We start from the raw sequence: 20,235 nt of genomic DNA, 5'->3' as shown, positions 1-20,235 counted from the left end.
GGCGTGCGCGGTCTGCGCGCGTGACTTTTTTGACTGAACCTGTGCGGTTTCATCCTCATAAGGTATGATGCCGGACAGGTTTTTTTGCATTAAGAGATTCTAACGTGGCGAAGAATATTCAGGCGATTCGCGGGATGAACGACTACCTGCCTGCCGATACTGCCCTCTGGCAACGGATTGAAGGCGTTCTCAAGCAGACGCTGGCGAGCTACGGTTACAGCGAAATTCGCTTACCGCTGGTAGAGCAAACCCCACTGTTTAAACGCGCCATCGGTGAAGTCACCGACGTGGTTGAAAAAGAGATGTATACCTTCGAAGACCGCAACGGTGAAAGCCTGACGCTGCGTCCGGAAGGCACGGCAGGCTGCGTGCGCGCCGGTATCGAACACGGTTTACTCTACAACCAGGAACAGCGCCTGTGGTACATGGGACCGATGTTCCGCTATGAGCGTCCGCAGAAAGGCCGCTATCGTCAGTTCTATCAGATTGGCGTGGAAGTGTTTGGTCTGCAGGGACCGGATATCGATGCTGAGCTGATCATGCTGAATGCCCGTTGGTGGAAAGCCCTGGGTATCTCTGAGCACGTTCGCCTGGAACTTAACTCTATCGGTTCGCTGGAAGCGCGTGCTCACTACCGCGACGCGCTGGTTGCCTTTCTTGAGCAGCACAAAGAGGTGCTGGATGAGGATTGCAAACGCCGCATGTACAGCAACCCGATGCGCGTTCTCGACAGTAAAAATCCCGATGTTCAGCAGCTGCTGAATGATGCGCCACAGCTTGGCGACTATCTGGATGACGAATCACGCGAACATTTCAGCGGCCTGTGTGCCCTGCTGGATGACGCCGGAATTAGCTATACCGTCAATCAGCGTCTGGTGCGCGGTCTGGATTACTACAATCGCACCGTGATTGAGTGGGTCACCGATAGCCTGGGTTCTCAGGGCACGGTATGTGGCGGCGGTCGCTACGATGGCCTGGTTGAGCAGCTCGGTGGTCGTGCAACACCAGCCGTAGGCTTTGCCATGGGCATGGAGCGTCTGGTGCTGCTGGTTCAGGCGGTTAATCCTGAATTTGAACCGACGAGCAATGTGGATGTCTATGTTATCGCTTCAGGTCAGGGCGTGCAGTCGGCTGCAATGCAGCTGGCTGAGAAATTGCGTGACGAAGCGCCAGAACTGAGGCTGATGACCAACTTTGGCGGCGGCAACTTCAAGAAGCAATTTGCCCGTGCTGACAAATGGGGCGCTCGCGTTGCCCTGGTGTTAGGCGAGGATGAAGTCAAAGCCGGTCAGGTCGTGATTAAAGATCTGCGCCGTGGCGAGCAGCAAACGCTGGATCAGGCAGAGGCTGCTGCTGTATTGCGCACGCTGTTACAGTAAGCGTGACACAGCACCAACCATAGAAAGGAGAGGGATTGCGTGGAAGTGTATAGCAATGAGAACGAGCAGACCGACGCGCTGCGCAACTTTTTTGCCAACAATGGCAAAGCGTTAGCTATTGGCGTAGTGATCGGCATTGCTGCGCTGGGTGGCTGGCGTTACTGGAGCAGTCATCAGGATGATACGGCGAAGTCAGTTTCTGCGCAGTATCAGCAGCTCACCAGCGCCATGCAGGCGGGTAAACCGGAGACGCTGGAAGCGGTAAACCGTTTTGCCAGTGAAAACAGCAATACCTACGGTGCGCTGGCTGCGATGGATCTGGCGAAGCAGTATGTTGATGCTGGCCAGCTCGATAAGGCGGCGACGCTGCTGCAAAACGGACTGAAAGATACCAAAGATGCCAATCTGCAGGCGGTGATTAACCTGCGTCTGGCACGCATTCAACTGCAACAGAATCAAGCGGATGCGGCGCTTAAAACCCTTGACGGTGTGAAGGGTGATGGCTGGACAGCCATTGTGGCCGATATTCGCGGCGAAGCGCTGCTGACCAAAGGCGACAAGCAGGGCGCGCGCGATGCCTGGAGTAAAGGGGTTGAATCTGACGCCTCTCCGGCATTGAAGCAAATGATGCAGATGAAGATGAATAACTTAAGCTAAGCCAGTCAAGAGAGAGCGCATGGAATTACGTAAATACCTGCTGCCGGGACTGATTTCAGTCACTTTGCTCAGCGGTTGTTCGCTGTTTAGCGGCGAAGAAGATGTAGTAAAAATGGCCCCGTTGCCGAAGGTGGAAAATCAGTTCACGCCACAGAAAGTGTGGAGCACCTCGGTGGGTGATGGCGTCGGTGATTTCTACTCAAATCTGCATCCTGCCTGGCAGGATAATACGGTTTATGCTGCCGACCGCTTTGGCATTGTCAAAGCGCTGGATGCCGCAGACGGTAAAGAAAAATGGAAAGTCGATCTCTCTGAGAAAACCGGCTTCTTCTCGAAAAACATCTCAGCCCTGTTATCTGGCGGCCTGACGGCGGATAGCAATCGCATTTATGTTGGCAGCGAACGCGGCCAGGTTTATGCCCTGAACAGCAGTGATGGTAGCCTGGCCTGGCAGACGAAAGTCGCCGGTGAAGCACTGTCACGTCCGGTGGTCAGCGATGGTCTGGTACTGATTCATACCAGCAACGGCATGTTGCAGGGCCTGGATCAGAGCAGCGGTGCGGTGAAGTGGAGCGTCAACCTGGATATGCCAGCGTTGTCACTGCGCGGTGAATCTGCTCCGGCTGTCGCCTTTGGCGGCGCCATTGTCGGTGGCGACAACGGCCGTGTCAGTGCCGTGGTGATGAACCAGGGACAGCTGATCTGGCAGCAGCGTATTTCTCAGGTCAGCGGTGCCACTGAGATCGATCGTCTTAACGACGTCGATACCACACCGGTTATCGTCAACGGCGTGGTCTATGCACTGGCCTACAACGGTAATCTGTCAGCACTTGACCTGCGTTCTGGTCAGATTTTGTGGAAACGCGAAATCGGCGGTGTGAAAGATCTGATTGTTGATGCCGGCCATATCTATCTGGTCGATCAGGACGACCGTGTGATTGCGCTGAACGTTGACGGTGGTGTTGCCATCTGGCGTCAGAGCGATCTGCTGCACCGCAACCTGACGTCACCGGTGCTCTACAACGGCTATCTGGTGGTTGGCGACAGCGAAGGTTATCTGCACTGGCTGAACACCACTGATGGTCGTTTCGTCGCGCAGCAGGAACTGGATAGCTCAGGCTTCCAGACCGAGCCGGTGGTCGCCAGCGATAAGCTGCTGATCCAGTCGAAAGATGGTGAGGTTTATGCGATTACCCGTTAACGGGTAAACGTCTGGCAGGTGAAATCCTCCGTTCCGACGGCTCCTGATTTAATCAGGGGCCGTTTCGTTTTTAGTCAGGCATGGTATTCTTTGCGCCTTAAGCCTGAACTTAACGGCCAGAGCCGTTATAATCACGCCATTCGGGCGATTAATTATTTATTGAGGCATTTTGTTATGGTACCTGTGGTCGCGCTGGTTGGGCGTCCCAATGTGGGAAAATCTACGCTATTCAACCGTTTAACACGCACACGTGATGCGCTGGTAGCGGATTTTCCTGGACTGACTCGCGATCGCAAATATGGTCGCGCCGAAGTGGAAGGGCGCGAATTTATTGTTATTGATACCGGTGGTATCGACGGCTCCGAAGAGGGTGTCGAAACGCGGATGGCCGAGCAGTCACTGCTGGCGATTGAAGAAGCCGATGTTGTGCTGTTTATGGTCGATGCACGTGCGGGCCTGATGGCCGCCGATTTGCAAATCGCTAAGCATCTCCGTTCCCGTCAGAAAGCAACCTTCCTGGTGGCTAATAAAACTGACGGAATGGATCCGGATCAGGCGGTGGTCGACTTCTATTCACTGGGTCTGGGCGAGATCCACGCCATTGCGGCATCGCATGGTCGTGGTGTGAGCAGCCTGATCGAAGAGGCACTGCTGCCGTGGATGGAAAAAGTTGAGTCGGTCGAGCTCACTGAAGAAGAAGAAAACCAGGCGTACTGGGCTGCGCTTGAAGCTGACGAGATTGCTGAGCAGGAAGCCGCAGAGGAAGAAGAAAACTTCGACCCGACGGGCCTGCCAATCAAACTGGCGATCGTTGGCCGTCCTAACGTAGGTAAGTCAACGCTGACCAACCGCATTCTCGGTGAAGACCGCGTCGTGGTCTACGATATGCCGGGCACTACCCGCGACAGCATCTACATTCCGATGGAACGTGATGGACGTGAATACGTTCTGATCGACACCGCCGGTGTGCGTAAGCGTGCCAAAATCTCTGACACCGTCGAAAAATTCTCGGTAATCAAGACGCTGCAGGCGATTGAAGATGCCAACGTAGTGATGCTGGTGATTGATGCTCACGCCGGTATTTCCGATCAGGATCTCTCGCTGCTTGGCTTCATTCTCAACAGTGGTCGTTCGCTGGTGATTGTGGTTAACAAGTGGGATGGCCTGTCGCAGGAAGTGCGTGATGAAGTGAAAGAGACGCTGGACTACCGTCTGGGCTTTATCGATTTCGCCCGCATCCACTTTATCTCTGCGCTGCACGGCAGCGGCGTCGGTAACCTGTTTGAATCGATCACTGAAGCCTATGACTGTTCGACGAAGCGCGTAAACACCTCGCTGCTGACCCGCATCATGAATATGGCCGCAGACGATCACCAGCCACCGCTGGTGCGCAGTCGTCGCGTTAAGCTTAAATACGCGCATGCCGGTGGTTATAACCCACCTATCGTGGTGATCCACGGTAACCAGGTTAAGGATCTGCCCGATTCTTACAAACGCTACCTGATGAACTATTTCCGCAAATCACTCAACGTGATGGGAACGCCAATCCGTATTCAGTTTAAAGAGGGTGATAACCCTTATGAAGGCAAACGTAACCTGCTGACGCCAACGCAGCAGCGTAAACGTAAGCGTCTGCTGGCGCATATGAAAAAGAATAAGCGTTAATAAAATGAGGGCCATCTGGCCCTCTTTTTTTTGCTCTGAATTCATCAGGGCAGGGAGAGGAACATGAGTGTGATGTGTGAAAAATGTCAGCAACCGCTGTCGCTCAGCGACGGTGAATTTATCTGCCATGCCTGTGGTGCGCATTATCCCGCGCAACCCTGCTGTCCCGAGTGTTACCAGCCGCTTGAGGTACTCAAAGCCTGCGGCGCGGTGGACTATTTTTGCCGTAACGGACACGGCCTGATTTCCCGCAAGCGCGTACTTTTCCAGCCGCCAGGTCACTGACGCCGCTTTCAGCTACGCTTAATCTGTCTGAGAATCCATAACGACGCCTGGCCCTTTTTGTAGCAAAAATGCTATTGCGCCGTAACAAACCGGTTGGATATGTTCACTCTATAACGTACCAGGTGGTACAATCCTGCCGCGTCGTGGGAGGGGTTTGCCACATCTGTGCTCTTCCGGCCCAACGATTCTCACGGACGCGGGTCTGTTTATATTCGATTTGAAACCGAGCGATGCTCTGCGCGCACCTTTTATCGCGCCGGAGTCCGGATCGCACCTGTCCGGGCGCTCTGTTTATTCAGGAGAGTAAGTGTTATGGCTGAAACATCCTCCCGTTCCGGAAAGGGGCTGGGAATAGCATCCGTGCTACTCGGACTGGTGCTGCTTGCCACCGGTCTGTTTTTTGCAATTGGCGGCGGTAAACTGGTTGCCCTGGGCGGCAGCGCGTACTTTTTAATTGCGGGTATTGTCACTGTCCTCTCTGCAATTCAGTTCTTCCGTCGCAAATCATCGGCAGTGGTTCTGTTCCTGCTGGTTTTTATCGGCACCCTGATCTGGTCGCTGTTTGACGCGGGTCTGGATTTCTGGCCACTGGTATCGCGCCTGATGGTGCCAGCCGGACTGACGATGCTGGCCTTCCTGATCTGGCCTTCGCTGCGTAAGCACGAAGGTAAGCACTCACTGGCAAAACCTTCCTACGCCTTCTCTGCGCTGCTGGCGGCAGGCATGGTGGTGACGCTGGTGCAGATGTTCCAGCCACATCCTACCGTTGCAGCGACTGGCGAAGAGCTGCCACTGATCCCGGTTGATAAAGCGAAACAGCAGAAAGACTGGGATAACTACGGTAATACTCCGCAGGGCAGCCGCTTTGTGGCGCTGGATCAGATCACCCGCGACAACGTGAAAGATCTGCAGGTCGCCTGGACTTTCCGCACCGGTGATACGCCTGTCAGCCCGACCGGTAACGGCGCAGAAGATCAGCAGACGCCGTTGCAGATTGGCAACACACTTTACCTCTGTACGCCGCACAACAACGTTATCGCCGTTGAAGCTAATACAGGTAAGCAGATCTGGAAACGTGAAATTAACGCTCAGGCTGAAGTCTGGCCGCGCTGCCGTGGTCTGGCTTACTTTGATGCAACCAAACCTGTGCAACAGCCGGACAAGCCGGGTTCTATTCCGGTCACGGCGGCTGTGCTGCCAGCCGGTGATAGCTGTCAGCGCCGTATTCTGATGAACACCATCGATGCGCGTCTGATTGCGATCAACGCTGACAACGGTGAGTTCTGTGAAAACTTTGGCGATCACGGCATCGTAGATCTTAAAGCAGGCATGGGTAAGGCTCCGGATCCGCAATATCAGCTGACTTCCGCGCCAACGCTGGCCGGCACCACCGTCGTGGTGGGTGGTCGTGTCGCGGATAACGTGCAGACCGATATGCCTGGCGGCGTGTTGCGTGGCTTTGACGTTATCACCGGTAAGATGCGCTGGGCGTTTGACCCGGGCAATGTCGACCCGAATGCGATTCTGATGCCGGGTAAAGATTACACCCGCAGTACGCCGAACTCCTGGGCACCGATGTCTTATGACCCGTCAATGAACACCGTGTTCATTCCGATGGGCAGTTCGTCAGTGGACCTGTGGGGAGCGAACCGTACCGAACTGGATCACAAATACGGTGCTTCAGTGCTGGCACTGGATGCCACCACCGGTAAAGAGAAGTGGGTCTATCAGACCGTGCATAACGATCTGTGGGACTTTGACCTGCCGATGCAGCCAGGGCTGATCGACTTCCCGCAAAAAGATGGCAGCACCACGCCAGCGGTCGTGATTGGCGGCAAAACCGGTATGATCTTCGTGCTTGACCGTATGACCGGCAAGCCGCTGACCAAAGTCGAAGAACTGCCAATGCCGCAGGGTCATATCCCGAACGAGCAGTACACCAAAACGCAGCCTCACTCGACCGGTATGCCGCAGATTGGCAACCAGACGCTGAAAGAGTCTGACATGTGGGGTGCAACGCCGTTTGATCAGCTGGCCTGCCGCATTGGTTTTAAATCCATGCGCTATGACGGCCTGTTCACCGTGCCGGACACTGATAAGTCTCTGAGCTTCCCGGGTTCACTGGGCGGTATGAACTGGGGCAGTATGTCGACCGATCCGAACAATCACCTGTTGTTCGTCAATGACATGCGTCTGGGTCTGTGGGTTCAGATGATCCCGGCGGATACCGATAAAACGGCGCGTGGCAGTAATGGCGGCGAAGCGATCAACACCGGTATGGGTGCCGTTCCGCTGAAAGGCACGCCATATGCAGTGAACAAAAACCGCTTTATGTCACCGCTGGGCATCCCTTGTCAGAAGCCGCCGTTTGGTACGCTGTCGGCGATTGACATGAAAACCCAGAAAATCGTCTGGCAGGTGCCGGTTGGTACGGTGCAGGATACCGGTCCGTTCGGCATCAAGATGCGCATGAAAATGCCAATTGGTATGCCAACATTGGGCGGTACGCTGGCAACGCAGGGTGGCCTGGTGTTCATCGCCGGTACACAGGATTACTACCTGCGCGCCTTTGATTCTTCAACCGGTAAAGAAGTGTGGAAAGCACGTCTGCCGGTGGGCAGTCAGGGCGGCCCGATGAGCTACGTCTCACCGAAGGATGGCAAGCAGTACATCCTGATCTCGGCAGGTGGCGCACGTCAGTCACCGGACCGTGGTGACTACGTGATTGCTTACGCGCTGCCAGACAGCAAGTAACAACGCACAAGGAAAAGGGCCGACATTTGTCGGCCCTTTTTTTTTGCTTATTTACCGTCGCGCCACAGCGCCTGCAACTCTGGCGGCGCCACCTGTTCCGGAATCAGCAGCACAATGGTGCCCACCTCGCGGCGGGTGGCATACTGAATCTGGATGCGGAAATAGCGCTGGTCGCCACTGCCCACCTGCGCGGCCTTCTCCTCGGGTTCGCCCAGCGGCATCGCCTGCTCCAGCGCATGACAGACGCGCTGCTTTTCAGGAGGCGGCAACTCGCCCAGCATAAAGCGACGTTCGGCGCGAAGCCCCGGAATAAAGGCCATGCCGCCTTCACGCGCGACGATGATGGTGGCATCATCGGTGAGTTCGGGCAGTTCACTCATAGCACGCCAACCTCCTTCCACGCCTGTTCAATTGCACTGCTGACCGAGTCGTTGAACCGCTTTTTACCATGCCTGATGGTGAAGCTGGCAAAGGTCTTAAAGTCAGCATCCTGCGGCAGTTCGTCGTCACACACGGTATCGTACCAGGCATATCCCGCCTGTTCCCACGCATGTCCGCCCAGCGCGGTGGCCGCCAGATAAAAGGCTCTGTTAGGAATGCCGGAGTTAATATGAACCCCGCCGTTATCTTCCCGGGTCTTCACGTAGTGATCCATGTGTGCCGGCTGCGGATCTTTGCCCAGCATCGGATCATCGTAGGCGGTGCCGGGTTCAGACATCGATCGCAGTCCACGCCCGTTAATACCCTTCGCCAGCAGGCCTTCACCGATGAGCCAGTCCGCCTCATCGGCGCGCTGTTTTTTGCTGAACTGTTTAACCAGCGAGCCAAAAACGTCCGACAGCGACTCATTCAGCGCGCCAGCCTGCTCGAAGTAGATCAGCCCGGCTTCGTTTTCCGTAACGCCATGCGCCAGTTCATGCGCCACAACGTCAATCGCAATGGTGAAGCGATTAAAGATTTCGCCGTCACCGTCACCAAATACCATCTGCTGACCGTTCCAGAAGGCATTCTGGTATTTCTCACCGTAGTGGACGGTACCCAGTAATTTCAGCCCCTGATTATCCAGCGAGTTACGCTGGTAAGCCTGCCAGAAAAAGTCATAGGTCACGCCAAGGTAGTCCCAGGCTTCCTCAGCTGCCACATCGTCATTGCCGGGCTGACCCTCCTTGCGAATCAATTTACCCGGCAGAGTTTCCTGACTTTGCGCATCATAAATTTCACGATCCACATGACCACCCACCGCCGTCTTAACGCCGGTTGGCTTTTGCCAGTGCTCCGCCATCAGGTGCTGAACGTGTGTCAGGGTGCGACGCGCCTGCTCCTGCTGGTGGCCGGAACCGTGCGCGATGATTTTGCGAAGGATGTAGGGAGGAATAACGCAGTAAGCCATCTGGAACTCCTTGGCACTATGAATGTGCCAAAAAGTATAGACCCGCCACGCTGGTTAGACCTCATTAGTGAGGCCAGCGGTGAGTAGAAAAGTCTGATCTGACAGAAAGAGTTAGCGTCAGGAAGCGCTCTTGCGGCGGCGCTTTTTCTCAGGCAACAACTGTGTCACCTGGCTTTCAACCCAGCCATCATCAAGACGGGTGCGCAGCAGATCGCCGCTCTGGAGCTGCGCAGTTTTCTTCACCACCTGTCCGGCGGTGTCAGTGGTCACGCTAAAACCACGCGCCAGCGTCGCCAGCGGGCTGACGCCTTCCAACTGCGCCACCAGCTGACCAAACGTCTGTTTACTGCTGCTGAGCTGTTTCGTCATGCTCTGCTGCAGGCGATAGTGCCAGCTTTGCAGCTGCTTTTGCGCCTCGAACAGCCGCTGCTGCGGCTGCTGAGTGTTGAGTCGATGCGCCAGGCGATCCTGCTGACGTGTAGCCTGACGCAGCCGGGTTTCCATCGCTTCACCCAGACGCTGCTGCAGACGGAACAGGGCGGTCTGCTGACGGGCCAGACGCAGTTGCGGATGCTGTTGCTGCAGGCGATGCTCAAGACGGGTGTAAAGCCGCTGCTGGCGCGCCAGGTAGTAATCCATCGCCATCTCCAGCCGCTGTTGCTGCGACTGCAACTGACGCAGCAGTTCCAGCTGGTTACGGCTGACAATTTCAGCTGCGGCGGAAGGGGTGGGTGCGCGTAAATCGGCGACGAAGTCAGCAATGGTGACGTCGGTTTCATGCCCGACCGCGCTGACGATTGGAATGCGACTGGCAAAAATGGCGCGCGCCACGCGTTCGTCGTTAAAGCTCCATAAATCTTCCAGCGAACCACCGCCGCGCCCGACGATTAATACGTCGCACTCGTTGCGCAGGTTGGCCATTTCAATTGCGCGGACGATAGCCGCTGGTGCATCGACGCCCTGAACAACGGTCGGGTAGATCACGACGGGCAGGGAGGGATCACGGCGATGGAGTACGCGTAACACATCGTGCAGTGCCGCACCGGTGGAAGAGGTGATAACCCCAACCTGACGCGCCGGTTCCGGCAGCGGTTGCTTATGCTGCGGATCAAACAGTCCTTCGGTCGCCAGCTTTGCTTTCAGCAGTTCAAATTGCTGCTGCAGCAAACCTTCACCCGCCGGATGCATACTTTCGGCAATCAGCTGATAGTCACCGCGCGGTTCATAGAGCGTGATGTTGGCGCGAACCAGCACCTGCTGACCATGCTGTGGACGGAAGGTGACGCGACGATTGCTGTTGCGGAACATGGCGCAGCGAACCTGAGCGCCATCATCTTTCAGCGTGAAGTACCAGTGACCGGAAGCCGGTTGGGTGAAGTTGGAAATCTCGGCGCTGATCCAGACCAGGCCCATCTCTTTCTCCAGCAGCTGACGCACTGTCGTATTGAGACGGCTGACGGTAAAAATATTGGCGATGGGTGGCAGCGACATGTGACGAAGATCAAATTCCAAATCAGCAGGTTAATTCATCGATACTACATTGCTGCCGGTGTGGATCAAGAGTTTTTCGTAAATAATGCTGGAGGCAATCGATTACGGCCTGTATAATGCCGCGGCAATATTTTATCTATTCTCAATCACCCGAGGTGGAGTATTGCCATGTTAAGAATCGCTAAAGAAGCACTCACTTTTGACGACGTTCTGCTCGTCCCTGCACACTCCACCGTCCTGCCTAATACGGCCGATCTCAGCACTCAGCTGACCAAAAATATCCGTTTAAACATTCCTATGCTCTCTGCTGCAATGGACACCGTGACTGAAGCGGGTCTGGCGATTGCGCTGGCACAGGAAGGCGGTCTTGGCTTCATCCATAAAAATATGTCGATCGAACGCCAGGCGGACGAAGTGCGCAAGGTGAAGAAACATGAAAGCGGTGTAGTCACTGAACCGCAGACCGTGCTGCCAACCACGCCACTGGCTGACGTTAAAGTACTGACCGAGCGCAACGGCTTTGCGGGCTACCCGGTCGTCAACCGCGACAACGAACTGGTGGGTATCATCACCGGCCGTGACGTCCGCTTTGTCACCGACCTCTCTCAGCCTGTCTCTGCGGTCATGACCCCGAAAGATCGTCTGGTGACGGTGAAAGAGGGCGAAGCGCGTGATGTGGTGCTGCATAAAATGCACGAAAAACGTGTCGAGAAAGCGCTGGTGGTGGATGACAGCTTCCATCTGCTGGGCATGATCACGGTTAAAGACTTCCAGAAAGCCGAACGTAAACCTAACGCCTGTAAAGATGCGCAGGGTCGTCTGCGTGTCGGTGCGGCAGTTGGCGCCGGTGCCGGTAACGAAGAGCGTATCGATGCGCTGGTCGCAGCAGGCGTTGACGTGCTGCTGATTGACTCCTCACACGGCCACTCTGAAGGCGTGCTGTCACGTATCCGTGAAACCCGCGCTAAATATCCTGACCTGGAAATCGTCGGCGGCAACGTCGCCACTGGCGCTGGTGCTCTGGCGCTGGTTGCGGCAGGCGTCAGCGCCGTTAAAGTGGGTATCGGTCCTGGCTCTATCTGTACGACCCGTATCGTCACCGGCGTAGGTGTTCCGCAGATCACTGCCGTCTCTGATGCCGTGACCGCGCTGGAAGGCACCGGTATTCCTGTTATCGCCGATGGCGGCATCCGCTTCTCTGGTGATATCGCGAAAGCGATCGCCGCCGGTGCGTCCTGTGTGATGGTCGGTTCGATGCTGGCGGGGACCGAAGAGTCACCGGGCGAAATCGAACTCTATCAGGGCCGTTCATTCAAATCCTATCGCGGCATGGGTTCACTGGGCGCGATGTCCAAAGGCTCTTCTGACCGTTACTTCCAGACTGATAACGCCGCCGACAAACTGGTGCCGGAAGGCATCGAAGGCCGCGTGGCCTATAAAGGCCGTCTGAAAGAGATCGTGCATCAGCAGATGGGCGGACTGCGTTCGTGCATGGGCCTGACCGGTTGCCCGACCATTGACGACCTGCGCACCAAAGCGGAATTTGTCCGCATCAGCGGCGCGGGCATCAATGAGAGCCACGTGCATGACGTGACCATCACCAAAGAGTCACCGAACTACCGCATGGGTTCATAATCCCGATTTCCCGCCCGGCTCAAGCCGGGCGCTTTTATTGATCAAGTCACCGTTCTGGAAACCCCTCAATGACGACGGAAAATATCCATAAGCATCGCATTCTGATTCTCGATTTCGGCTCTCAATATACTCAGCTGGTTGCCCGCCGCGTGCGTGAACTCGGCGTTTACTGTGAACTCTGGGCATGGGATGTCACCGAAGAGCAGATTCGCCAGTTCAATCCAAGCGGTATCATCCTTTCCGGTGGTCCGGAAAGCACCACCGAACTGAACAGCCCGCGTGCACCTGAATATGTCTTCAACGCTGGCGTGCCGGTGTTGGGCGTCTGCTACGGTATGCAGACCATGGCGATGCAGCTGGGCGGCACCGTTGCTGGCTCAAACGAGCGTGAGTTCGGTTATGCGCAGGTCGAAGTGACCACGCCAAGCGCGCTGGTTCGCGATATCGAAGATGCGATCAGCGCCGCCGGTAAACCACTGCTGGATGTCTGGATGAGCCACGGTGACAAAGTCACGGCGATCCCGGCTGACTTCGTGACCGTTGCCAGCACAGAAACCTGTCCGTTCGCCATCATGGCTAACGAAGAGAAGCGTTTCTACGGCGTGCAGTTCCACCCGGAAGTGACCCATACCCGTCAGGGTCTGCGGATGCTTGAGCGCTTCATCATCGACATCTGTGAATGTGAAGCCCTGTGGACGCCAGCCAAAATCATTGAAGATGCCGTTGAGCGTCTGCGTGAGCAGGTGGGCAATGACAAAGTGATCCTTGGCCTGTCTGGCGGCGTGGACTCTTCCGTGACGGCGATGCTGCTGCATCGCGCCATCGGCGACCGTCTGACCTGCGTGTTCGTGGACAACGGCCTGCTGCGTCTGAATGAAGCAGAGCAGGTGATGGATATGTTTGGTGACCACTTCGGTCTCAACATCATCCATGTACCAGCTGAGATGCGCTTCCTGGATGCGCTGGCGGGTATTGATGAACCTGAAGCCAAACGTAAAACCATCGGCCGCGTCTTTGTGGAAGTGTTCGACGAAGAAGCGCTGAAGCTGCAGGACGTGAAGTGGCTGGCGCAGGGCACCATCTATCCCGACGTGATTGAGTCGGCGGCGTCTGCCACCGGTAAAGCGCATGTTATCAAATCGCACCACAACGTCGGTGGCCTGCCGAAAGAGATGAAGATGGGCCTGGTTGAGCCGCTGAAAGAGCTGTTCAAAGACGAAGTGCGTAAGATTGGTCTGGAGCTGGGCCTGCCGTACGACATGCTGTTCCGCCATCCATTCCCGGGTCCGGGTCTGGGCGTTCGCGTGCTGGGTGAAGTGAAGAAAGAGTATTGCGATCTGCTGCGTCGTGCCGATGCCATCTTCATCGAAGAGCTGCACAAAGCGGATCTCTACAACAAAGTCAGCCAGGCGTTCACCGTCTTCCTGCCGGTTCGTTCGGTCGGTGTGATGGGTGATGGCCGTAAATATGACTGGGTTGTCTCGCTGCGTGCGGTGGAAACCATCGACTTTATGACCGCCCACTGGGCGCACCTGCCATATGATTTCCTGGGCCGCGTCTCTAACCGCATTATCAATGAAGTCGACGGCATCTCCCGCGTGGTGTATGACATCAGCGGTAAGCCACCAGCGACGATTGAGTGGGAATGATGTACGGCCACTTGATAACGATTGACCGTGATTGAGTGAAGCCAGAGGCCACCAGCGTTTGCAGGTGGCCTTTTCTTTTTGACGATTGATAACGATTGCTGAAAGCCTCAATTTACCGTCGGTATTTTTGACGGTAAACCCTTTCCGTTGTACGCTCCTGATCCTTTTTACCGTTACCAGATTGGTAGCGGTGACGGTATACGGAGTCACATCATCATGCTCACCGACACAAAGCTGAAGAACCTGAAGCCCCGCGAGAAAGCCTACAAAGTCACAGATCGGGAGGGGCTGTATGTATCGGTCCAGCCCGGCGGCACCGTGTCTTTCCGGTATGACTACCGTTTCAACGGTCGCCGCGAGACGCTGACGATCGGTAAGTATGGCCCTGACGGTATCAGCCTGGCGGAAGCACGCGAAAAATTAAATACCGCCAAAAAGCTGATCGACTCAGGCATATCACCGGCTGCGGCGAAGCGTGACGGTAAAAAACACATCACCGGCGCTGACCGCTTCAATCATTTTACCGTCAGCTATATGGCGCACGTTCGCCTGGCGGACAGTACACGCGCCATGAAGCAGGCCGTTATTGATCGCGACATACTCCCGGCGCTGGGTAATAAGCTGATGACTGAAATCACTACGGCCATGGTCCGGGATCTGTGTGACCGCATTGTCGCGCGCGGCGGCCGGGCTACTGCCGTCCAGGCGCGGGAGATTGTCGCCAGCGTCTTCCGGTATGCAGCTGACAGGGGACACGATTACGTTAACCCTGCTGAGCGCATCAAAGCATCATCGATCGCTACGTTTGAGCCACGCACCACGGCGCTGAATCCGGCAGAGATCGGTCTGTTCTTTCGCACCCTGGACAACGTGGCCACGATGCCGACGCTTAAGCTGGCGCTGAAGTTCGTCATGCTGACATTGGTCAGGAAAAGTGAGTTCACAAACGCTGTGTGGGATGAGATAGATTTCGGTCGCCAGCTCTGGCAGATCCCCGCCGGACGCATGAAGGCGAGCAGGGCGCACATCATCCCGCTGTCGAGCCAGGCTAATGATCTGCTGGTGGGCCTGCAGATGTGTGCCGGCGGAAGTAAGTATCTTCTCGCCGGACGGTATGACCTCACTAAGCCGCTGTCGAACGCGGCGCTTAACCGGGTGATTAACATTACGATTGAGGAAACGAGAAAAGAGGGTAGGCAAGGGCTGGGGGATTTTTCAGTGCATGACCTGCGGCGCACGGCGAGCACGCTGCTGCACGAAGCGGGTTATCCGTCTGACTGGATAGAGAAGTGTCTGGCCCATGAGCAGAAAGGCGTGCGCGCGGTATACAACAAAGCGGAATACCTTCCGCAACGCACGTTTATGCTGCAGCAGTGGGCCGACATGGTGGATGGGTGGATAGATGGGAGCCTTTCAGATTTGGTGCCGTTCTCACCATTGCGGTTCGAACAATGGATGGCTCAACGTTCAGGATGATCGCCGAGTGTTTTGTCCGCCAGCAGCGCTGACAGGTAGATCAGTGCTGCCGGGAACCATGCCAGGCAGATAAAGACAGACTGCGGTGAGTGCGGCCCGTCTTCCAGTTTACCCAGCAGGTAAGCGGCGATCATGAGGTAAATCGATAGGGCAATCATCACTGCTCTCCGCTCTGATTGGTGGGCTGCTCCGGGATGATTCGGTAGGCGATGATGTTGTTCTCACCTTCCTCGTGATGCCAGTCCCACCAGTGCGCAATACCTTCGCCTTGAGGTGTCTGAGTGAACTTAACCTCAACAATCGCCATTCGTTCTACCGGGCAATCGCCACCACTCCACTCAATCCACCCATCCCCCCGCTCCTGCTGCTCCAGTATGGGGAGTGCAATCTCAAGGGCTTGCAGGTAGGTTTCTTCACGCAGGCTCAGCCCAATATTTGGCTGCTTTTGAAATGCTTTGAGGTGGGATATATCCCGACGTGCGACTTCAGCTGTTAGCTTTTTCATTGGTGCTCCTGTCTTCCTGCTCAAACTCAGCTTCAACAATCGTGTCGTGTGCTTCACGTGCCAGCATATCGATAGCGTGCAGGCGGTCCCGGAACTGCTCCGGCGTCAGGTCGCGCTTCTTAGCCAGGTCGATGATTGCCAGCGTCATGTTGCGGGCCTGACGCATCAGTGGTGGTGTGATTACCAGTTGAGTTACCTGTGTCATGCTGCACCCCCTACAACCCGGTCGCGAATCCTGACCGTTTCCGCGTTGTACGCTTCAGCCCATGCCTTGCGGCGGCGCTTCATCAGCGCGACGAAGCGATAGGCGCGGAAAGCGTACTTGCGATCACCCTCGCGTGCCTGTTCCATCAGATGATCGCGAAGCTGCTCCATGAAATAGGAGTGACCTTCGCCGTCAACGTCGCCAGGCCAGTCGGTTTCATTCAGCAGCCAGTCACGGGCTGTTTCGCAGTGCTGGCAGGTTTTGAAGGTGCTGAAGCTACCATCCCAGGCTCCCGCCACCCGCTCGTAAACATCCAGCGGCGCGATGATTCCCCTGCACTCACAGCACTGGTGCTGTTTGCGGGCAACAACGTGCGTTATTGAGTTGAAGTCTGTCATGCTGCATTACCTCTCGTCACCTGCACCATGCCGCGCGTAACCTCTATCCGGCGCGGCTGTTTGTCGTTTACCTCAAATCCGCCAGGCACCAACTCAATGTCGTTGTGAGGATTCTGATTACCCCAGTGATGCCAGCCTTCAGCATCGCCACGGCTGAACAACTCGATGCGTGACACATCACCATAGAGAAGTTCCAGGCGGTGTCGGGCGTCCCATGGTTTCGCGCTGTGCTCACCCAGAGGGCTGTAAATCACCTGTTTGATTGATGCGTTCAGGCGCTCCAGTCCCGCACCGCGCACTGCGATCAGGCAGTCTTCTGTGTTGGCGCGGGTGTAGTTGCCGCCGTTCATGCGCGTCTGGGTGTTCAGCAGCGCCAGCAGGTCATAGAAATCTTCGATCTCGCCATCTCGCAGCGCTTTATTGATGTGCTGCTCCGCCAGATGGTTCAGCTTCACCCAGGTGAAACCCTTCATCGTGCGCACATCGAAGCCCCATGCCTCAGCCAGCGCGATAGCTTCTTCAGCGTGTGTGCCGGTGTACCACATCGCCAGCACGGCATCTGGCGCAGCCAGCGACCACACCGGCAGGCGCTTGAGGTCAGCCATCGACATGGTGCCGTAGTGGTTATCCGCGGCACCGTTGCTGATGGTGTTGCCATATGACCAGGGAGGGTCGGCATAAATCAGTTGATAGTTCATGCCCGCACCTCACGCGCCGAACGCAGCAGCTGATCCATCCGGTATACCTGGCTGTTGGCCCGGCACTCATCAAACACCACGTTGATGCTGTTCATCGCATTCAGGCGGCGGTTTGCATTGCTCAGCCGGTTGCGCATTTCACTCGGGCTGATCACCACGTTGGTGTTTTTCAGCCAGCAAATGTAGTCCTGGCGGAACCGGCCGCGCATAACTTCACCGGCGCGCACCAGTTTGCTCAGCGCTGACATTGAGCTTTCACGCTTCAGACCGTGCTCCGCCAGGTGGGCGTGAATATCGACGGACCGGGATCCGCCATGCTCCTGCAGATAAGTGAGGATTAATTCTTTCGATGTCATGATCAGCCCGCCATTCTCAACGCTGAACGCTCAGCGGCTTTACGGTGGTTGGGATTGGCTTCGAACTTCGCAGCCAGTGACGGGTCACGCTGTGCAGCACTGGCATTGCGCTGGCGCTCATCGAGCCAGGCTTCAACCTCGTCAACGTTCCAGGCTACAGTGCGGTTGGTGAGCGGGAAGCGTTTCGGGAACTCGCCATTCTTTTCCATCTGATTGATGGTGTACTCAGACAGCGGCACGCGCTCGAGCAGCTGATCTTTACGGATTGCACCTTTCATAATTTTTTCTCTCCAAAGAAAAGGGGCCGCGATGGGCCCCTGAGTTTTCACTGGTGTTGGTTAAACGTATTCGGCGCGCATGTCGCCAAGCGTGATGCTGAAACCTTCGTGCAGCTCATCCCCCAGCGCACCTTTCAGGCGCTGCAGGTCTGCTTCAACCTTCATAAAGGTCTCTTTCGCGTCCGGCGCGCTGGCGTCCAGGCTGTTGATCGCTGCTTCAATCTGGCGGCGGGCGTCGTGGTGCTTATAGACTTTCACGGCTTTAGCGCGCAGTGATCGGAAGGTGGATTCGGTTAAGTCGTCCTTGTGCTGGCCGATCTTCTCACCGACAGCGCTGGCTTTCTCCAGCGTGTCAGCCTGCTCAATCTCTTCCTGCAGACCGGCAACCAGCACGGCGTCATCGCGATAATCACGAACATCAGCCGATGGTGCTTCGACGCTGCTGCCGATCATGCTGTTCAGGTCAGCGGTGGTGCGCGGTGTGATGTCACGTTCGCCGCGTGGCGTTTCGTCCAGCTCATCCGGCGTATACACACCCAGCAGCACGTCAGGAGCATGCAGGCGCGCCCAGCGCTTCGTGCAGAGGTATGCCAGCTGTTGCTTCGGATCCTGCTCCCACAGCGGCGAGTTACGCACACCAGCCTGCGCCATGCTGATGGTCAGCTCACGCGGCTCAGACTCACCTTTGATCACCGCCGATACAGTGACGGTCAGGAAGTCCGATTTATCGTTCTTGCCGGTACACTTGGACCAGTCGCCGCTCCAGCTGTAATTGATCCGGCTGGAGAGAAGGTTGGAAGACGACACGACCGCGTTTACCAGCTGCGCCTCATAGCCCAGCGCGCCATTCACGATGTGCGTTTTCTGTGCCACTGCGTAGGGGTTCATGCCCCATTGCGCCGCCTGCATGGTCACTGCCAGGCAGTCAGCGGGCTTACCGCGCAAATGCTGCGGGATGGCAACAACGCCCTCAGACATCACCTGCGCGAACTGCTGCAACTGCATCAGGCTTTGCGGGTTGAAGATGGTGGCGGCGGTGCTGGTGGTTTCGTTGGTGACTAAGTTAGTGCTCATGCCTGATTGTCCTTTTTGCGCGCCCATGCCGGGCGGGAAAGTGATTCAACGCCGCCCCAGGTATTGGTCAGGCGGCACTGGTGATAGGTGTTCAGATCACGCCGGTAAAGATCGTGACCCACGGCGACGTCTTCCGCGTCGAGTTGAAAGACGCGCACCGGGTAGCGGCCGCAATCGATGCTCTCGCTGACAGCGATGAAAACGAACTGCGGGTATTCGTTGAAGTGCTGATAGAAGCCGTCGCGGTACATGGCGTCCTGTACGTGGTAGCGGAACTCATCGACGTGACGGGCAAAGCGCTCCATGTCCGCCACTTTCTTCACGTCCACGATTACCGGCTGATTTTTCAGAAACCGGTCCGGGCGGATCCGGCAAAGTTCGCCGGTCTGCTCATCGTCCCAGTAAATCGACGCTTCGCAGTGGCCATCGGCTTCCAGGAAGAAACGCGCTGCCGGATGGGCGAATGCGCTGGCGCGCATCAGCTTCAGCTTGCGGTGATCCTCATGCTCCAGCACTGTTTTGCCGGTATAGAGGCAATCTTTCAGGAATTCGGCTTCAGCCTCCTTCCCGGCATTCGTGCGGCGATTGAATGGCGGCGCCTCGATGAAGCGCGCGCCGAACTCTTCAGGCTCCAGCAGGATGCAGTGAAGGGCGGTACCCATATCGAGCGCCGTTTTCTTCTCTTCATCCTCTGGCGCTGTTTTGCGCCACTGGAACACCGCCGGGTTAATGGCGATGTCGTCCAGCTGCGATTTACTGACGCCGGGGCCAGCGTGATAGGCCTCGTTGGGTATGTTGAAGTAAAGCCCCGGATCGCTCGGGGCCAGCTTGATTTCAGGCATAGCGGTCATGAGGTCCAGTCCTCACCGAGCCAGCTCATGTCCTTCCAGTCGAGTTCGGCCTGTGCCAGGCAGATTTTATCCACCATTTCCGCATACGCATCCTGCGCAGCTTCAAGACCAATTCCAGTCATGGGATGTGAAATAAATGGGTGGCGGATTCGCTCAACATCTTCCGGCCATTGCTCTTTTAGTGTCTCCGCACGGTCGCGGATCCATTCATCTTTGCCGACCTGAGCGTCGTGCTGTTGCCAGCGCTGCTCTTCGGCGATTTCATGCTGTGCATATGCACCCATAAGC

Annotated in this window: 22 protein-coding genes; 9 read left to right on the top strand and 13 right to left on the bottom strand. The window is 56.3% G+C overall.

Annotation, left to right across the window (positions count from 1 at the left end):
- Positions 1-104: 104 nt before the first annotated feature.
- The 6 genes from hisS (at position 105) to ACN1CO_RS10445 (ending at position 7,941) form a co-directional block, all read left to right on the top strand.
- Positions 105-1,379 (top strand): histidine--tRNA ligase, encoded by a 1,275-nt coding sequence (gene hisS / locus ACN1CO_RS10470; RefSeq protein WP_090958670.1) that lies wholly within the window; start codon positions 105-107, stop codon positions 1,377-1,379.
- A 39-nt stretch (positions 1,380-1,418) separates the two neighbouring features.
- On the top strand, positions 1,419-2,036 hold the full coding sequence (locus ACN1CO_RS10465) for a YfgM family protein (RefSeq protein WP_136196758.1): 618 nt from the start codon (positions 1,419-1,421) through the stop codon (positions 2,034-2,036).
- A 19-nt stretch (positions 2,037-2,055) separates the two neighbouring features.
- Positions 2,056-3,237 carry an outer membrane protein assembly factor BamB gene (gene bamB, locus ACN1CO_RS10460; protein WP_419138874.1) on the top strand — a complete coding sequence of 394 codons (1,182 nt, stop codon included), beginning with the start codon at positions 2,056-2,058 and terminating at the stop codon, positions 3,235-3,237.
- Positions 3,238-3,411: 174 nt separating this feature from the next.
- Complete coding sequence (gene der / locus ACN1CO_RS10455; RefSeq protein WP_419138873.1) at positions 3,412-4,902, top strand: ribosome biogenesis GTPase Der; 1,491 nt, start codon at positions 3,412-3,414, stop codon at positions 4,900-4,902.
- Between the two features lie 63 nt (positions 4,903-4,965).
- Positions 4,966-5,187, top strand: coding sequence for a zinc ribbon domain-containing protein (locus tag ACN1CO_RS10450; protein ID WP_419138872.1), 222 nt, complete (start codon positions 4,966-4,968; stop codon positions 5,185-5,187).
- A 312-nt stretch (positions 5,188-5,499) separates the two neighbouring features.
- Entirely contained in the window at positions 5,500-7,941 is a 2,442-nt protein-coding gene (locus tag ACN1CO_RS10445) for a glucose/quinate/shikimate family membrane-bound PQQ-dependent dehydrogenase (RefSeq protein ID WP_419138871.1), read from the top strand.
- A 47-nt stretch (positions 7,942-7,988) separates the two neighbouring features.
- Here the strand turns inward: ACN1CO_RS10445 and ACN1CO_RS10440 are convergent, their stop codons facing one another.
- From ACN1CO_RS10440 to xseA, 3 genes are all read right to left on the bottom strand, one after another.
- Entirely contained in the window at positions 7,989-8,321 is a 333-nt protein-coding gene (locus ACN1CO_RS10440) for a protealysin inhibitor emfourin (protein ID WP_283547321.1), read from the bottom strand.
- Positions 8,318-9,331: a M4 family metallopeptidase gene (locus tag ACN1CO_RS10435; RefSeq protein ID WP_419138870.1), complete on the bottom strand. Its 1,014-nt coding sequence runs from the start codon at positions 9,329-9,331 to the stop codon at positions 8,318-8,320. The genes ACN1CO_RS10440 and ACN1CO_RS10435 overlap by 4 nt, the downstream gene beginning before the upstream one ends.
- Positions 9,332-9,448: 117 nt before the next feature.
- The gene (xseA, locus tag ACN1CO_RS10430) at positions 9,449-10,822 is read right to left on the bottom strand and encodes an exodeoxyribonuclease VII large subunit (protein ID WP_419139015.1); all 1,374 of its coding nucleotides are present in this window, start codon (positions 10,820-10,822) and stop codon (positions 9,449-9,451) included.
- 168 nt (positions 10,823-10,990) lie between these two features.
- Here xseA and guaB point away from each other — a divergent pair, with 168 nt between their 5' ends.
- From guaB to ACN1CO_RS10415, 3 genes are all read left to right on the top strand, one after another.
- Complete coding sequence (gene guaB, locus ACN1CO_RS10425; protein ID WP_161734332.1) at positions 10,991-12,457, top strand: IMP dehydrogenase; 1,467 nt, start codon at positions 10,991-10,993, stop codon at positions 12,455-12,457.
- 68 nt (positions 12,458-12,525) lie between these two features.
- Complete coding sequence (gene guaA / locus ACN1CO_RS10420) at positions 12,526-14,106, top strand: glutamine-hydrolyzing GMP synthase (protein WP_090958702.1); 1,581 nt, start codon at positions 12,526-12,528, stop codon at positions 14,104-14,106.
- Between the two features lie 216 nt (positions 14,107-14,322).
- Positions 14,323-15,582: a tyrosine-type recombinase/integrase gene (locus ACN1CO_RS10415; RefSeq protein WP_419138869.1), complete on the top strand. Its 1,260-nt coding sequence runs from the start codon at positions 14,323-14,325 to the stop codon at positions 15,580-15,582.
- Here ACN1CO_RS10415 and ACN1CO_RS10410 read toward each other — a convergent pair.
- The 10 genes from ACN1CO_RS10410 to gamL are packed head-to-tail and all read right to left on the bottom strand — an operon-like array spanning position 15,567 to position 20,231.
- The gene (locus tag ACN1CO_RS10410; RefSeq protein ID WP_419138868.1) at positions 15,567-15,740 is read right to left on the bottom strand and encodes an MFS transporter permease; all 174 of its coding nucleotides are present in this window, start codon (positions 15,738-15,740) and stop codon (positions 15,567-15,569) included. The two genes, ACN1CO_RS10415 and ACN1CO_RS10410, sit on opposite strands and share 16 nt — an antisense overlap.
- Entirely contained in the window at positions 15,740-16,087 is a 348-nt protein-coding gene (locus tag ACN1CO_RS10405; protein WP_419138867.1) for a hypothetical protein, read from the bottom strand. The genes ACN1CO_RS10410 and ACN1CO_RS10405 overlap by 1 nt, the downstream gene beginning before the upstream one ends.
- Positions 16,068-16,292 carry a hypothetical protein gene (locus tag ACN1CO_RS10400; protein ID WP_419138866.1) on the bottom strand — a complete coding sequence of 75 codons (225 nt, stop codon included), beginning with the start codon at positions 16,290-16,292 and terminating at the stop codon, positions 16,068-16,070. Before ACN1CO_RS10400 ends, ACN1CO_RS10405 begins: the two co-directional genes overlap by 20 nt.
- On the bottom strand, positions 16,289-16,690 hold the full coding sequence (locus tag ACN1CO_RS10395) for a hypothetical protein (protein WP_419138865.1): 402 nt from the start codon (positions 16,688-16,690) through the stop codon (positions 16,289-16,291). Before ACN1CO_RS10395 ends, ACN1CO_RS10400 begins: the two co-directional genes overlap by 4 nt.
- The gene (locus ACN1CO_RS10390; RefSeq protein WP_419138864.1) at positions 16,687-17,388 is read right to left on the bottom strand and encodes an MT-A70 family methyltransferase; all 702 of its coding nucleotides are present in this window, start codon (positions 17,386-17,388) and stop codon (positions 16,687-16,689) included. The genes ACN1CO_RS10395 and ACN1CO_RS10390 overlap by 4 nt, the downstream gene beginning before the upstream one ends.
- The gene (locus ACN1CO_RS10385; RefSeq protein WP_419138863.1) at positions 17,385-17,744 is read right to left on the bottom strand and encodes a hypothetical protein; all 360 of its coding nucleotides are present in this window, start codon (positions 17,742-17,744) and stop codon (positions 17,385-17,387) included. Before ACN1CO_RS10385 ends, ACN1CO_RS10390 begins: the two co-directional genes overlap by 4 nt.
- Before the next feature lie 2 nt (positions 17,745-17,746).
- Complete coding sequence (locus ACN1CO_RS10380; protein ID WP_419138862.1) at positions 17,747-18,022, bottom strand: helix-turn-helix transcriptional regulator; 276 nt, start codon at positions 18,020-18,022, stop codon at positions 17,747-17,749.
- Positions 18,023-18,082: 60 nt separating this feature from the next.
- Positions 18,083-19,096 (bottom strand): RecT family recombinase, encoded by a 1,014-nt coding sequence (locus tag ACN1CO_RS10375; RefSeq protein WP_419138861.1) that lies wholly within the window; start codon positions 19,094-19,096, stop codon positions 18,083-18,085.
- Complete coding sequence (locus ACN1CO_RS10370) at positions 19,093-19,947, bottom strand: PD-(D/E)XK nuclease-like domain-containing protein (RefSeq protein WP_245116154.1); 855 nt, start codon at positions 19,945-19,947, stop codon at positions 19,093-19,095. The genes ACN1CO_RS10375 and ACN1CO_RS10370 overlap by 4 nt, the downstream gene beginning before the upstream one ends.
- A complete protein-coding gene (gene gamL / locus ACN1CO_RS10365) occupies positions 19,944-20,231 on the bottom strand; it encodes a host nuclease inhibitor GamL (protein ID WP_419138860.1) in 288 nt (95 codons plus the stop codon). Before gamL ends, ACN1CO_RS10370 begins: the two co-directional genes overlap by 4 nt.
- Positions 20,232-20,235: the final 4 nt, after the last annotated feature.

Origin of the sequence: Pantoea sp. R13S299 (assembly GCF_048515925.1) — a bacterium.
Lineage (GTDB): Bacteria > Pseudomonadota > Gammaproteobacteria > Enterobacterales > Enterobacteriaceae > Pantoea.
The sequence above is the reverse complement of the archived record's forward strand: the minus strand, read 5'-3'. Positions and strand labels throughout refer to the sequence as shown.